The following is a 14,822-nucleotide window of genomic DNA, read 5'->3' on the forward strand; positions in this document are numbered from 1 at the left end:
CGAACCGCTATCGCGAGCAGGCTCACTCCTACATTTGATCCGGGAAACCTTGAATGAAGCGCCTGTTTTTGAGCAGCGCCCTGCTCTCCCTGCTGGCCGGTTGCGCCAGTACTGACACCATCGACCCGCACGGTTACGACCAGACCGGCGTCGCCTCCTATTACGGAGCCAGACACCACGGTAAACGCACCGCCAGCGGCGAGGCGTTCAACCAGCACTCCCTGACCGCCGCCCACCGCCAGTTGCCGTTCGGCACGCGGGTAAAGGTCACCAATCTGAAAAACGATGAATCGGTCGTGGTCCGCATCAATGACCGTGGCCCGCACACCCGTGGCCGATTGATCGATCTGTCACGCGAGGCTGCCGACGAGATCGGCATGCTGCGCAGCGGCACCGCGCGGGTTCGCGTGCAGGCCCTCGACTGATGGAGCGCCGACCATTTTCGCACTAGCTGATCTGCCGCTGATCAACGTCATCGAACTGTTCAGCGGCTTGTGTCTTTTGATCATCGGCGCCGAGTTGATGGTGCGGGCCGCCGTGCGCCTGGCCGAGCGGCTGCATGTGCGTCCGCTGATCATCGGCCTGACGATCGTCGCCCTCGGCAGCAGCGCGCCGCAGATGACCGTCAGCCTGCAAGCGGCGCTGACCCACAACCCCGACATCGCCGTCGGCAGCGTGGTCGGCAGCGGCATCTTCAACATTCTGGTGACCCTCGGCCTGTCGGCGCTGATCATCCCACTGCGCGTGTCGCGGCAACTGGTGCGCCTGGATATCCCGCTGATGATCGGCGCCAGCCTGCTGGTGTTCATCCTCGCCTGGAACAAAGACCTCGGACGCTTCGACGGCATTCTTTTGCTCGGCGCTCTGGCGCTATACCTCGGCTTGCTGTTCCGCCAGTCGCGACATTCGACCCGCCCCCATGGCGCACAGCCGCAGAAAACGCAGCAATCCTGGCTGATCAGTGTGCTGATGATTCTCGCTGGTCTGACCCTACTGGTTTTCGCCGGTCGATTGCTGCTCGGCGCCGCCGTGGCCGTGGCCACCGACCTTGGGCTGTCGGAACGGGTCATCGGCCTGACGGTCGTCGCGGTCGGCACTTCGCTGCCGGAACTGGCGACCTCGCTGATCGCCGCGTTGCGCGGGCAGCGCGACATTGCCGTGGGCAACGTGATCGGCGCCAATCTGTTCAACCTGCTCGGGGTGCTGGGGCTGACCGCGTTGCTCGCACCGGCGCCGCTTTCGGTTTCGCCCAACGCGCTGGATTTCGACTTGCCGGTGATGCTCGGCGTCGCCGCGCTGTGTCTGCCGGTGTTCTATTCCGGCTACCGCGTGACCCGGGCTGAAGGCTTGCTGCTGCTGGGTTTGTATCTTGTCTACGGGCTGCACGTGGTGTCGTTCACCACCGGCATGCCGCTGGCCGGCAAGCTCGAGCGCTTGATGCTGTTTTATGTCCTGCCGGCGCTGCTGACGTTTCTGGCGTTCACGTCGATCCGCGCCTGGCGTCGCCAACACCACAAGAGAGATGTGCCATGAGCGAGTCGAAGCAGTCCGGGGTTGAAATCCGTCGTCAGGTCATGGGCGATGCGTTCGTTGATCGCGCGCTGGGCAATGCCACTGAATTTACCCAGCCGTTGCAGGATTTCGTCAATGAACATGCGTGGGGCGGCGTGTGGAATCGCCAAGGCTTGTCGCTGAAAACCCGCAGCCTGATTACCCTTGCAGCGTTGACTGCATTGAAGTGCCCGCAGGAGTTGAAGGGCCACGTGCGCGGCGCGTTGAACAATGGCTGCACAGTGGAAGAGATTCGTGAGGCGTTGCTGCATTGTGCGGTGTACGCCGGCGTGCCAGCGGCGATCGATGCGTTTCGCGCGGCGCAGGAAGTGATTGATAGCTACCAGAAGCCGGAGTGATTCGGCGCGGCTGAAATAGCCATCGCGAGCAGGCTCACTCCTACAGGGGAACGCATTCCAAATGTAGGAGTGAGCCTGCTCGCGATGGGGCCATGAGCAACACCGCAAAATCCAGATCAGATCCACCCACCCCACTGCAACACGAAGATCCCGACATTGGTGGTGATCGCCGCCATCAACGTGGTCATCACGATAATCGCCGCTGCCAGCTCATGATTGCCCTGCGCCGCCCGGGCCATGACGAAACTCGCCGCCGCCGTCGGACTACCGAAGTAGAGAAACAGAATCCCCAACTCCGCGCCGCGAAAGCCCCACAACCAGGCTCCGAGGGTTGCCAGTATCGGCAGACCGACCATCTTCACCAGACTGGAGCTGAGCGCCATGTTGCCGCTCTTGCGCAGCGCCGCCAGTGACAGCGTGCCACCGATACAAATCAGCGCCAGCGGCAAAGTGGTCTGCGCCAGATACTGGCCGGAGGTTTCCAGCCAGCCCGGCAGGCCGATCTTGAAATAGGCAAACGGCGCGGCGGAAATCACGCTGATGATCAGTGGATTGCTGAACACGCTTTTACAGATACTCCATGGATCGGACTTGATCACCGGGCTGTACACCGCCAGCACAATGGTCGACAGCGTGTTGTAGAACAGGATCACCAGCGCAGCCAGAATCGCCCCGAGGGAAATACCATAATCGCCATACATGCTCGCGGCGAGCGCCAGACCGATCACGCCGTTGTTGCCGCGAAACGCGCCCTGGGTGTAAATGCCGCGATCTTCACGCGGACACTTGAAAATCGCCCAGCCCCAGGCCACGGCAAAGCTCACCAGGGTGGCCAGGGAAAAGTAAATGAGGAGCGAAGGTTGCAGCGCGGCGTGCAGGTCAGCGTGGAGGATGCCGAGAAACAGCAGTGCCGGCATCGTGACGTTGAACACCAGCGACGAGGCCGTGTGAATGAAGTTGTCGTTGATCCAGTCGATGCGCTTGAGCAGCACACCGAGAAACAGCATGGCAAACACCGGCGCGGTGATGTTCAGGGTTTCGAGAAAGATTGCCAGCATGCCGGAGAGCCTTGGGTGAGCGTCGATAGGGGGCTAATGATAAGCCACTTGCGGCGCTATGGCCTTAATCCAAAAGCCGAAAGCTGAAAGCTGAAAGGCAAAAGCCCCTCACCCTAACCCTCTCCCGGAGGGAGAGGGGACTGACCAAGATGTCTTGCGTCATACATCGACCTGAAAGACCGAGTCGACTATGGATTCGGTAAAGCCATTTCAGGTCGGTGTGCTTCGCGAATATTCCCGGGTCGGCCCCCTCTCCCTCCGGGAGAGGGCTGGGGTGAGGGGGCTTTTGATCTTCCCTGCAACGATCAGGTAATCGGCGCCGGGTTGAACAAGGTGATGTCGTTGTGCAGCTTGTGTTTCTCCGCCCAGGTCTGTTGCTTGCCACTGGCAACATCCAGGTAATAGTGAAACAGCTCCCAGCCGAGTTCTTCGATGGTCGCGCGCCCGGTAGCAATGCGCCCGGCATCGATGTCGATCAGGTCCGGCCAGCGTTGCGCCAGTTCGGTGCGGGTCGACACTTTGACCACCGGCGCCATGGCCAGCCCGTAAGGCGTGCCACGGCCAGTGGTGAACACGTGCAAATTCATCCCCGCCGCCAGTTGCAGCGTACCGCAGACAAAATCGCTGGCCGGCGTTGCGCAGAAAATCAGGCCCTTCTGCTTGAAACGCTCGCCCGGGCCGAGCACGCCATTGATCGCGCTGCTGCCGGACTTGACGATCGAGCCCAGCGACTTCTCGACAATGTTCGACAACCCGCCCTTCTTGTTGCCCGGCGTGGTGTTGGCGCTGCGATCAGCCTCGCCCTTGGCCAGGTAACGGTCGTACCAGTCCATCTCGCGCACCAGCTCTTCGGCGACGGTCTGCGTCTGCGCCCGTGAGGTCAGCAGGTAGATCGCATCGCGCACTTCGGTGACTTCGGAAAACATCACCGTCGCCCCCGCGCGCAACAGCAGGTCCGAGGCATAACCGAGCGCCGGGTTGGCGGTGATGCCGGAGAAGGCATCACTGCCGCCGCACTGCATGCCGAGAATCAGCTCGGAGGCCGGCACGGTTTCGCGGCGGCGCTGGTCGAGTTTCTTCAAACGGACTTCAGCCAGTTCCATGATCTGCTCGATCATTTCGGTGAAACCGTGACTGGAGTCCTGCAAGCGGTACAGCCACGGATCGCTGAGATCCACAGACGCATCGTCCTCATGCATCACCTGCCCGGCCTGCAATTTCTCGCAGCCCAGACTGATCACCAGCGCCTCGCCGCCCAGGTTCGGGTTGCGCGCCAGATTGCGTACGGTGCGAATCGGGATATAGGCGTCGGTGGCGGTGATCGCCACGCCGCAGCCGTAACTGTGAGTCAGCGCCACCACGTCATCGACGTGCGGGTACTTCGGCAGCAGCTCTTCCTTGATGCGCTTGACCGCGTGATCGAGCACGCCGGTGACGCACTGTACGGTCGTGGTAATCCCGAGAATGTTGCGCGTGCCGACGGTGCCGTCGGCGTTGCGATACCCCTCGAAGGTGAAGCCTTCCAGCGGTGCCTGCGCGGCCGGCACGTCGGTGGACAGCGGCAGACTGTCGAGCGGCGGCGCGGTCGGCATGCGCAGTTGATCTTCCTTGACCCAACTGCCACGACGGATCGGCTGCAATGCGTAGCCAATGATCTGCCCGTAACGAATCACCGGGCCGCCCTCGGGAATTTCCTCCAGGGTGACCTTGTGGCTCTGTGGCACGAAATCCACGGTGACCAGGCCATCGGCAAACTCGGTACCGGCCGGTACGCCCTGATCGTTGACCACCACTACAACGTTGTCCCGCTCGTGCAGGCGGATGTAGCGCGGCGAGTCGGAATGTTCAATCAACTGCATGACGCCGCTCCTCAGGAATGCGCTTGAGACAAATTGCCGGTGGCTTCATTACCGCCCTTCGCAGGCGGCTCTTTCAACACCACACGCTTGATCGGGCCGACGATCACCAGGTAGCTGAACACCGCGACCAGTGCGTTGGCGCCGACAAACACCAGCGCCCATTTGAACGAACCGGTGGAGCTGATGATGTAGCCAATCACGATCGGCGTGGTGATCGAAGCGATGTTGCCGAAGGTGTTGAACAGGCCACCGCTCAGACCGGCGATCTGTTTCGGCGAAGTGTCGGAGACCACCGCCCAGCCCAGTGCGCCAACGCCTTTGCCGAAGAATGCCAGGGCCATGAAGCCAACCACCATCCATTCCACTTCAACATAGTTGCACGCAACGATGCTGCTCGATACCAGCAGACCGGCGATGATCGGCGCCTTGCGGGCGAAGGTCAGCGAGTGGCCCTTGCGCAGCAGGTAATCGGAAATCACCCCGCCGAGCACGCCGCCGATAAAGCCGCAGATCGCCGGCAACGAAGCGATGAAACCGGCCTTGAGAATGGTCATGCCACGCTCTTGCACCAGATACACCGGGAACCAGGTCAGGAAGAAATAGGTGATGCCGTTGATGCAGTACTGGCCCAGATACACACCGAGCATCATGCGGTTGGTCAGCAGCTGACGGATGTAGTCCCATTTCGGACCGTCGGACTTCTTGCCCTTCTGATCCATGTCGACCATGCCGCCGTTGTCAGCGATGTGCTTGAACTCGGCCTCGTTGACGCGTGGGTGCTCACGCGGGCTGTAGATGACTTTCAGCCATACCAGCGAGAACACGATGCCGAGGATACCCATGACGATGAACACGTGCTCCCAGCCGAAGCTGTAGACGATCCAGCCCATCAGCGGCGCGAACAACACGGTGGCAAAGTACTGCGCCGAGTTGAAGATCGCCGAAGCGGTGCCGCGTTCAGCGGTCGGGAACCACGCGGCGACGATGCGCGCGTTGCCAGGGAACGATGGCGCTTCGGCCAGGCCCACGAGGAAGCGCAGCATGAACAGCGCAACCACTGCCGTGGACATGCCGAATTCACCGACGAAGCCTTGCAGCACGGTGAACAGCGACCAGGTGAAAATGCTCAGGGCATAGACTTTTTTCGAGCCGAAGCGATCGAGCAACCAGCCACCGGGAATTTGCCCGGCGACGTAGGCCCAACCGAATGCGGAGAAGATGTAGCCGAGGGTAACGGCGTCAATGCCCAGATCCTTTTGCAGGCTGGAACCGGCAATGGCGATCGTGGCACGGTCGGCGTAGTTGATCGTCGTCACCAGAAACAGCATGAGCAGGATCAAATAGCGGACGTGAGTCGGCTTGGAGGATTGCATGCAGATGTACTCCCACTGATTATTTTTATGCGCGGGTGAAGCTTCTTTGGTCTTGCATTTATTCCCTGTAGGAGCTGCCGAAGGCTGCGATCTTTTGATCTTCAGAAGCAAAGATCGTCCGATCGCGGCCCGAGCCTTCGGCAGCTCCTACAGGGGTATTGCGTGTATCAGGAGCCGATGTAACTGGTCTTCACGACCGTGTAGAACTCTTGCGCATAGCGGCCTTGCTCGCGGGAGCCGTAGGACGAGCCTTTACGCCCGCCGAACGGTACGTGGTAATCCACGCCGGCAGTCGGCAGGTTGACCATCACCATCCCGGCCTGGGAGTGGCGCTTGAAGTGGTTGGCGTACTTCAGCGAGGTGGTCGCGATGCCGGCCGACAGGCCGAATTCGGTGTCATTGGCCATCGCCAGCGCGGCGTCGTAATCGGCCACCCGCACAATGTTGGCGACCGGGCCGAAGATCTCTTCGCGGCTGATACGCATCGACGCTTCACTGTCGGCGAACAGCGTTGGTGCGAGGAAGTAGCCTTCGGTATCGCAGGTCACCACACCACCACCGCTGACCAGACGTGCACCTTCGGACTGGCCGATGTCGATGTACTTCATGTCCTGTTCAAGCTGCGCCTGGGAGACCACCGGACCGATGTCAGTGCCGGCTTTCAGCGCGTGACCGACCTTGATCGACTTCATGCGCTCGGCCATGGCCTCAACGAACTTGTCGTGAATGCCGGCGGTGACGATCAGACGGCTCGACGCCGTGCAACGCTGGCCGGTGGAGTAGAACGCGCTCTGCACCGACAGCTCGACCGCTTGCTTGAGGTCGGCGTCGTCGAGAATGATCTGCGGGTTCTTGCCACCCATTTCCAGCTGAACCTTGGCCTGACGCGAAACGCAGTTGACCGCGATCTGCCGGCCAACGCCTACCGAACCGGTGAAGCTGATGCCGTCGACTTTCGGGCTCTGCACCAAGGCATCGCCAACCACACGACCGCTGCCCATCACCAGGTTGAACACACCGGCCGGGAAGCCTGCGCGGGAGATGATTTCCGCCAGCGCCCAGGCGCAGCCCGGAACCAGATCGGCAGGCTTGAGCACGACGCAGTTGCCGTAGGCCAGCGCCGGGGCGATTTTCCACGCCGGGATGGCGATCGGGAAGTTCCACGGGGTGATCAGACCGACCACGCCCAGCGCTTCGCGAGTGACTTCAACGTTGACGCCCGGGCGTACCGACGGCACGTAGTCACCGGACAGACGCAGGCACTCACCGGCGAAGAATTTGAAAATGTTGCCGGCGCGGGTCACTTCACCGATCGCTTCCGGCAGGGTCTTGCCTTCTTCACGGGCCAGCAGCGTGCCGAGTTCTTCGCGACGGGCGAGGATTTCAGTGCCGACTTTATCCAGCGAATCGTGACGGGCCTGAATGCCCGAAGTGGAATACGCCGGGAACGCAGCGCGAGCGGCGTCGATGGCGGCGTTGACCTGAGTCAGATCAGCCTTGGCGTAGTCGCCGATGGTGTCGCTGAGTTCGGACGGATTGATGTTGGCCGAGTAATCGGCACCGGCGACCCATTCGCCGTTGATGTAATTGTCGTAGCGTTTTGCAGTTGTCACAGGGCAGCCCTCAACTCTAAAAGCCTTCACGCAAAAAGCCGCTGATTGCTCAGCGGCCTCGCTTTTCTCGTTTACTGCGCGCCTTGCTTGTCGATCAGCGCAGCGAGCATTTCGTACTCTTCGCCGGTCAGGTCGGTCAGCGGTGCCCGCACCGGGCCTGCGTCATAGCCGGCGATTTTTGCACCTGCCTTGACGATGCTCACGGCGTAACCGGCCTTGCGGTTGCGGATGTCCAGGTATGGCAGGAAGAAGTCGTCGATGATCTTGCCGACGGTGGCGTGATCTTCGCGAGCGATCGCGTGGTAGAAGTCCATCGCGGTTTTCGGGATGAAGTTGAACACCGCCGAGGAGTACACCGGCACGCCCAGCGCCTTGTAGGCAGCGGCGTAGACTTCGGCGGTCGGCAGGCCACCCAGGTAGCTGAAACGATCACCGAGGCGGCGACGGATCGACACCATCAACTCGATATCGCCCAGGCCATCCTTGTAACCGATCAGGTTCGGGCAGCGCTCGGCCAGACGTTCCAGCAGCGGTGCGGTGAGGCGGCAAACGTTGCGGTTGTAGACGACCACGCCGATCTTCACCGATTTGCACACGGCTTCAACGTGAGCGGCAACACCGTCCTGGCTCGCTTCGGTCAGGTAGTGCGGCAGCAGCAACAGGCCTTTGGCACCCAGACGCTCGGCTTCCTGAGCGTATTCGATGGCCTGACGGGTAGAACCACCGACGCCGGCGAGGATTGGCACGCTGGTGGCGCAGGTGTCAACGGCAGTCTTGATGATTTCCGAGTATTCGCTGGCGGCCAGGGAGAAGAACTCACCGGTGCCGCCGGCAGCGAACAGAGCTGAAGCGCCATACGGAGCCAGCCATTCCAGGCGTTTAATGTAGCCCGCGCGGTGGAAATCGCCCTGCGCGTTGAAATCGGTCACCGGGAAAGACAGCAGGCCGGCAGAGAGGATGGACTTCAGTTCTTGTGGATTCATTATTCGAACACCCTGGTAGCAACGTTTTATTGTGAGTGGACCGTTCAGCCTTCGCCGAAGTTGTAGGTCATCGTACAACTTAAAAAATAACCGTCAACTGCATTTCATCGTTGGCAGCGCTTTTTTGTCCGACAAAATCGCTTTTTGCGCTTGCTGAAATCGCTGGAAGGCCTGTCCTTGAAGCCTTCGCTCGCGGAAATATCTGGTCTGGATTCGTTTAATTCCTGAGGGACCAGCGGCTCGTAAAGTACGTCGACTGCCACGAAGGATCGTGGCGGACCACTCAAAGGAAGCCTTTATGTCGATGCATTTTGCCGCCCCCACCCTCCCCCACGCCGCCCCTGCGCAGGATGACTGCGTCACCGTTCAACTCTCGCAACTGCCGGACATCCTCACCGTGCAGGTGCCGGATTCCAGCGATTTCGCAGCGAACTGGAGCGTTTACGCGATCCTCGGCAGCGACGCCGAGGATCCTGAATGGGAAGGCGATGAGGTGGACACTGGCGCCTGGGACGACGCCGAGGATGAAATGGAAAAGCTGTTCGACATCGAGGTGCAACTGCCGAAAGAGGCGCTGCAACCGTATCTGAACCGCGAGGTGGAGCTGAGGTACAAATTTCGGGATGAGTCGAGTATGGAGCCGTATTCGCAGGCGTTGAGGTTGCGGGTTGAGGCGTGAGGGATTGGGTTTTTGAGGAATGACCGTTGGTCGGGACTGGTATTTCTTACAGGTGCGGCCACGTATCCGTCAGTTCTTAAATGGTTGCGCACGGATGCTGTTGGGCGTCCGTGCCTTAACTATTCATTCCTGACCAAAAGGATCTTGAAGATGACAGCTAAAACAAGCTCGTTTCCCGCCCCTAAATTTTCACAAGCGGTAAACGGCGTACTCAAGCTCAGCGAAATCAAGGAGTCAACCGAAGCCGTGGTCCCGGCATATACAGGGTCGGAGGTCAGAGACTCCATCAGGCTTTTCCTCAGGACCACTCACGGGGGTGAGCACACCTACATCCTCGAAGTCTTAGGGATCCCTGGTGAGGCCCCCTTTCTATTCAAAATCCCGAAGGACCATCTTGCTCTACGTGCAGTAGCAGGCGACCGTGCGTTTCTGAAGTATGAGGTCACCAGACAGAGCGGCAATGTTGGTTCTTCGGCTGAAATAGACGTCGGTCTGGAACCTTAACTCGCAACCTTATCCCTGCGCCTGCGCCTCTTCATGGGCCTGGCGCAGCCTTTCGCGGCTGTTGGTCAGGTGCAGACGCATCGCCGCACGCGCGGCATCGGAGTCCTGACGGGCAATCGCGTCGTAGATTTCCTCGTGCTCGCGGCTCAGGCGGCTCATGTAATGCTGTTGATCATCGTGGGCCAGGCGCGCCGAGTTCAGCCGCGTACGCGGAATGATGCTGGTGCCCAGGTGGGTCATGATGTCGGTGAAGTAGCGGTTGCCAGTGGACAGGGCGATTTCCAGGTGGAAAGCGAAGTCCGAAGACACCGCATCGCTGGCATGCGAGGCGCTTTCGTTCAGGGCGTCGAGGGCGGCGCGCATGGTTGCCAGTTGCTCGGCACTGCGACGTTGCGCGGCGAGGCCGGCGGATTCGACTTCGAGGCTGATACGCAATTCGAGAATCGCCAGGACGTCACGCAGAGTGACGACAGTGGCCGGGTCGATGCGGAAACCGCTCGGGCTCGGTGTGTCGAGAACAAAGGTGCCGATGCCGTGGCGGGTTTCCACCTGACCGGCAGCCTGCAAACGGGAAATCGCTTCGCGCACCACAGTGCGGCTGACACCATGGGCTTCCATGATCGCCGACTCGGTGGGCAACTTGTCGCCACGCTTGAGCAGGCCATCGCGGATCTGCTCGCTCAACACCGTCACCAGTTCCTGGGCGAGGCTGCGGCGCTTGCGGGGGAGGCGCGGGGTGTCGATCAGCTTTTCCATGATTTGTATCTTGTCTCGAAAGTTCGGCTTGCGGCCATCATAGCTCAAGCGAGTTGTACGATCACCGCCCAGATCACATACCCTTTGTAGGAGTGAGCCTGCTCGCGATAGCGTTCTATCAGCCACATCCATGTTGAATTTATCGACGCTATCGCGAGCAGGCTCACTCCTACAGGGGTTGTGTGGGCGTCAGGCAGTCACGGGTTGCTCCACCAGACGCCCGCTGTCGATCCGCACATGCCGTGGATGGAATCGTTTCAAACTGCTTCGATGGCCGACGCTGACAATGCTCAACCCCGGAATCTCATCGATCAACGCCTGATAAAGCGTCGCCTCGTCCTCTTCATCCATCGCCGAAGTGGCTTCGTCCATGTACAGCCATTGCGGTGCATAGAGAAGTGCGCGGGCGAAGGCCAGGCGTTGCTGCTCGCCCGGCGAGAGCATGCGCTGCCAGTGATTGGCCTCATCCAGACGTCCAACCAGGTGCGGCAGACGGCAGGTTTCCAGTACTTGTGCATAACGCTCTGGCGCGTAGGTGTCGCCCGGTTGTGGATAACTCAGTGCCTCACGCAATGTACCGATGGGCAGATAAGGTTTCTGTGGCAGGAACAGGTAGCGCGCCGCCGGCAAACGAATATTGCCGTGGCCCGCCGGCCACAAATGCCCCATCGCCCGCAGCAGAGTGGACTTGCCGCTGCCGGAACGGCCGCTGAGCATCACTCGCTCACCCGCCTCCACGGTCAAATCGGCGTTGGTCAGCAGGTGACGACCGTCGGCCAGATCCAGGCCGAGGCGGTGCACCTGCAATTCGCTGCCCTGATTCTGCACATCGATGGCGGGCACGCGCTCCTCGTTGTTGCTCATGGCATTGCGGAAACTCAGCAGACGATCGCAAGTGGCCCGCCACTCGGCCAGATCCTGGTAAGCGCTGATGAACCAACTGAAGTTCTCCTGCACATTGCCGAACGCCGAGTTGATTTGCATCAGCTCACCCAGCTCGATCTTGCCGCTGAAATACCGCGGCGCTGCAACGATGAACGGAAAAATGATTGCGATCTGGCCATAGCCCGAAGTGAAAAACGTCAGGCGCTTGGACACGCGCATGATGTCCCAGAAGTTATGCCAGACCAGTCCGAAGCGATTGCTCAAACGACGGTTTTCATTCGGCTCGCCGTTGTACAACGCGATGCTTTCAGCGTTTTCGCGTACCCGAACCATCGAAAAACGCAGGTCGGCTTCAAAGCGCTGCTGGTTGTTGTTCAAACCGATCAGACGTCTACCAATCAAGTGCGTCAGCCAACTGCCGACCGCCGCATAGACCAGTGCACACCAGAACATATAGCCGGGAATAGTGAAACCGAACACCTCGATGCTCCCGGACACACCCCACAGGATGATCGAAAACGACACCAGACTGACGACCGTACGGATCAAGCCCAAGCCCAGCGCCAGCGTGTTCGCGGTGAATTTATTAAGGTCTTCGGAAATTCGCTGATCGGGGTTATCGGTGTAACCACCCTGCTCCAGCTGATAGTAATTCTTGTGTTCAAGCCAACGGGTGAAGTGCTTTTCGGTCAGCCATGCCCGCCAGCGAATGGTCAGCATCTGCGTCAGATATTGGCGATAAACCGCAGCGAGAATCGCCACAGCCGCAATACCGCAGAAGTACAGGATCAACTGCCAGAACGCCGCCTCGTCCTTTTTCTGCAGGGCGTTGTAGAAATCCTTGTACCAACTGTTCAGCCACACCGCGATCCATACGCTGAACAACGTCAGCGCGATCACGGCAATCAGCAATGTCCAGGCCTTGCCCTTCTCTTCGCTGCGCCAGTACGGCGTGGTCATCGCCCAGACTTTGCGAAAAAACTGCCCGCGCACAGCATCGTTGACCGCGGAATATTCAGCGTTCTGATTCATGGATAAGGCTCGATAGAAAAAACAACAGACACGCGCCGATCATAGATGATCGGCGCGATTTATCGCGAGGGCAGGCGATAGTCGTTCAGCGCAGGTTCAGCGACGCACCGGACGCTTCTGCAGTTTGCGCTGCAGGGTGCGGCGGTGCATGCCCAGCGCTCGCGCCGTGGCGGAGATGTTGCCTTCGTGCTCGGTGAGCACGCGCTGGATGTGCTCCCATTGCAGACGGTCGACCGACATCGGGTTTTCCGGCACCAGACTGTCGAGGTCGGCGTGCTCGGACAGCAGCGCGGCCAGTACGTCGTCGGCATCGGCGGGTTTGCACAGATAGTTGCAGGCGCCGCGCTTGATCGCCTCGACCGCGGTGGCAATGCTCGAATAACCGGTGAGGATCACCACGCGCATTTCCGGGTCCAGCTCCAGTAGCTTGGGCAGCAACACCAGGCCGGAATCGCCGTCCATTTTCAGGTCCAGCGCGGCGTAATCAGGCAGATCGGCCTGGGCGATGGTCAGGCCTTCTTCAGCGGAACCGGCGGTGCTGACGCGAAAGCCACGGCGGGCCATGGCACGGGCCATGACGCGGGTGAAGGTCGCGTCGTCGTCGACCAGCAGCAGATGCGGCAGTTCTTCGCCTTCGACTTGGATTTCGTCACTCATGTTGGTCTCCTCGGGCGCCGTGGGGCAGGCGCAGCTCGGTGAGCGTGCCGCCTTCCTCATGACTATAGAGTTTCACTGAGCCGCCGGCGCGTGTCACGCTGGCCTTGCTCAAAAACAGGCCCAGGCCGAAACCTTTGCCCTTGGTGGTAAAAAACGGTTTGCCGATCTGCTCGGCGATGGCCAGCGGCACACCGGCGCCGTGGTCGCGAATGCTGATGGTCAACGTTTCCGCATCCCAATCCAGCGTCACCTGGAGATTTTCCGGGCAGGCGTCAGCAGCGTTGTTCAGCAAATTAAGCAGCGCCTGAGTCAGATCCGGCGGCGGCGCCATGCGCGGCACCGTGCCCTGGCCGAGACGCTGGAAGCGATAACTGGCCTCCGGGCGCATCAGGTGCCAGCGGTTCAGCGCTTCGTCGAGCCAATCGGTGACGTCCTGCATCTCCACCGCCAGACGCCGGTTGGCCTCAGCGGCGCGGACCAGTTGCTGCAAGGTTTCCTTGCACAGCTTGACCTGATCCTGCAGCACTTTCAGATCGTCCTGCAGCAGTGCATCGGGGTGATCCTGCTGCATTTCCTTGAGCAACACGCTCATGGTCGCCAGCGGCGTACCCAGCTCATGCGCCGCACCGGCAGCCTGGGTCGCAACGGCCAGCAACTGCTGATCGCGCAGACCCTCTTCGCGACGAATCGCGCGCAACTCTTCCTGCCGGCGCAGCTCTTCAGCCATGCGCGCGGCGAAGAATGTGATAACCGCAGCGGCGAGGGCGAAGCTCAGCCACATGCCGTAGATCTGCAGATTCTCACGGGCGACCGGCAAGGTTTCCAGCGGGTAGAAACGCGTCAGCATCACCGTGTACAGCGCCAGTGCGATGCCGGACAGAATCACCGAATAACGCCACGGCAACGTCACCGCCGCGATGGTCAGCGGCACCAGATAATAGGAAACGAACGGGTTGGTCGAGCCGCCGGAGAAATACAGCAGCGCACTGTGAATCACCAGATCGCAGGCCAATTGCAGCGCGTATTCAAGCTCGGTCACTGGCCACGAGGTACGCAAACGCACCGCCGTAAACACGCAGAGCAGAATCGAACAGCCAAGGGTCATCGCCAGCTGCACCCACGGCAATGGCAACAATTGCAGCCAGTAGGCCAGGCCCACGGACCCGGCCTGCGCGGCGAGCACCAGGGTGCGGATGAAAGTCAGCCGCCAGAGGTTCTGGCGAGTGGCGGAAGTCAGTTGTACGGGGGCGAGCATGAGCTCTCCTGATGAGCGCTCCAGGCGGATCGCACGGAGTATAACCAAGGCGCGGGGTTCAGAGGCGAAAGTGCGGCAAACGACCACATGGCGCTGCCCGTAAATTCAAACGAGGCGATTTTTTGTTGCGGCATATCACCTGTGGCGAGGGAGCTTGCTCCCGCTGGCCTGCGAAGCAGGCCCGAACCCGGCTACCATGATCTTTCTGAAACAGCGCTGCTGCTGATTTTACGACTGCTGCGCAGCCGAGCGGGAGCA

Annotated in this window: 14 protein-coding genes; 5 read left to right on the top strand and 9 right to left on the bottom strand. The window is 60.4% G+C overall.

The window, feature by feature from the left end; all coding sequences use genetic code 11:
* Positions 1–53 precede the first annotated feature (53 nt).
* Genes DCO47_RS20410 through DCO47_RS20420 form a run of 3 tightly spaced genes read left to right on the top strand, consistent with a single transcriptional unit; the run spans position 54 to position 1,910 of the window.
* Positions 54–425: a septal ring lytic transglycosylase RlpA family protein gene (locus DCO47_RS20410; RefSeq protein WP_042608775.1), complete on the top strand. Its 372-nt coding sequence runs from the start codon at positions 54–56 to the stop codon at positions 423–425.
* 31 nt (positions 426–456) lie between these two features.
* Positions 457–1,533 (top strand): calcium/sodium antiporter, encoded by a 1,077-nt coding sequence (locus tag DCO47_RS20415; RefSeq protein ID WP_165839217.1) that lies wholly within the window; start codon positions 457–459, stop codon positions 1,531–1,533.
* Positions 1,530–1,910: a carboxymuconolactone decarboxylase family protein gene (locus DCO47_RS20420; protein WP_065615782.1), complete on the top strand. Its 381-nt coding sequence runs from the start codon at positions 1,530–1,532 to the stop codon at positions 1,908–1,910. The genes DCO47_RS20415 and DCO47_RS20420 overlap by 4 nt, the downstream gene beginning before the upstream one ends.
* A 116-nt stretch (positions 1,911–2,026) precedes the next feature.
* On the opposite strand, the gene DCO47_RS20425 is transcribed toward DCO47_RS20420, so the two are convergent.
* From DCO47_RS20425 to kdgD, 5 genes are all read right to left on the bottom strand, one after another.
* Positions 2,027–2,968 (bottom strand): AEC family transporter, encoded by a 942-nt coding sequence (locus DCO47_RS20425; protein ID WP_042608778.1) that lies wholly within the window; start codon positions 2,966–2,968, stop codon positions 2,027–2,029.
* A 305-nt stretch (positions 2,969–3,273) separates the two neighbouring features.
* Positions 3,274–4,827 carry a galactarate dehydratase gene (gene garD, locus DCO47_RS20435; protein WP_042608779.1) on the bottom strand — a complete coding sequence of 518 codons (1,554 nt, stop codon included), beginning with the start codon at positions 4,825–4,827 and terminating at the stop codon, positions 3,274–3,276.
* 11 nt (positions 4,828–4,838) lie between these two features.
* Entirely contained in the window at positions 4,839–6,200 is a 1,362-nt protein-coding gene (locus DCO47_RS20440) for an MFS transporter (RefSeq protein ID WP_051600602.1), read from the bottom strand.
* A gap of 167 nt (positions 6,201–6,367) precedes the next feature.
* Entirely contained in the window at positions 6,368–7,813 is a 1,446-nt protein-coding gene (locus tag DCO47_RS20445) for an aldehyde dehydrogenase family protein (RefSeq protein WP_042608781.1), read from the bottom strand.
* A 71-nt stretch (positions 7,814–7,884) separates the two neighbouring features.
* Positions 7,885–8,796 carry a 5-dehydro-4-deoxyglucarate dehydratase gene (kdgD, locus tag DCO47_RS20450; RefSeq protein WP_116658802.1) on the bottom strand — a complete coding sequence of 304 codons (912 nt, stop codon included), beginning with the start codon at positions 8,794–8,796 and terminating at the stop codon, positions 7,885–7,887.
* A gap of 298 nt (positions 8,797–9,094) precedes the next feature.
* Between kdgD and DCO47_RS20455 the strand changes: the two genes are divergently transcribed.
* Positions 9,095–9,475 carry a hypothetical protein gene (locus tag DCO47_RS20455; protein ID WP_083354217.1) on the top strand — a complete coding sequence of 127 codons (381 nt, stop codon included), beginning with the start codon at positions 9,095–9,097 and terminating at the stop codon, positions 9,473–9,475.
* 150 nt (positions 9,476–9,625) lie between these two features.
* A complete protein-coding gene (locus DCO47_RS20460; RefSeq protein ID WP_052512483.1) occupies positions 9,626–9,979 on the top strand; it encodes a hypothetical protein in 354 nt (117 codons plus the stop codon).
* 9 nt (positions 9,980–9,988) lie between these two features.
* On the opposite strand, the gene DCO47_RS20465 is transcribed toward DCO47_RS20460, so the two are convergent.
* The 4 genes from DCO47_RS20465 to DCO47_RS20480 all read right to left on the bottom strand — a co-directional run bounded on the left by DCO47_RS20465 (position 9,989) and on the right by DCO47_RS20480 (position 14,564).
* Positions 9,989–10,735, bottom strand: coding sequence for a FadR/GntR family transcriptional regulator (locus DCO47_RS20465; RefSeq protein WP_042608783.1), 747 nt, complete (start codon positions 10,733–10,735; stop codon positions 9,989–9,991).
* Between the two features lie 189 nt (positions 10,736–10,924).
* Positions 10,925–12,652, bottom strand: coding sequence for an ABC transporter ATP-binding protein/permease (locus tag DCO47_RS20470; protein ID WP_042608784.1), 1,728 nt, complete (start codon positions 12,650–12,652; stop codon positions 10,925–10,927).
* Positions 12,653–12,748: 96 nt separating this feature from the next.
* Positions 12,749–13,309, bottom strand: a complete 561-nt coding sequence (locus DCO47_RS20475; RefSeq protein ID WP_003221630.1) for a response regulator transcription factor — start codon at positions 13,307–13,309, stop codon at positions 12,749–12,751.
* On the bottom strand, positions 13,302–14,564 hold the full coding sequence (locus DCO47_RS20480; RefSeq protein WP_042608786.1) for an ATP-binding protein: 1,263 nt from the start codon (positions 14,562–14,564) through the stop codon (positions 13,302–13,304). Before DCO47_RS20480 ends, DCO47_RS20475 begins: the two co-directional genes overlap by 8 nt.
* Positions 14,565–14,822: the final 258 nt, after the last annotated feature.

The organism is Pseudomonas sp. NDM (assembly GCF_003105095.1).
GTDB classification, from domain to species: Bacteria; Pseudomonadota; Gammaproteobacteria; order Pseudomonadales; family Pseudomonadaceae; genus Aquipseudomonas; species Aquipseudomonas moraviensis_A.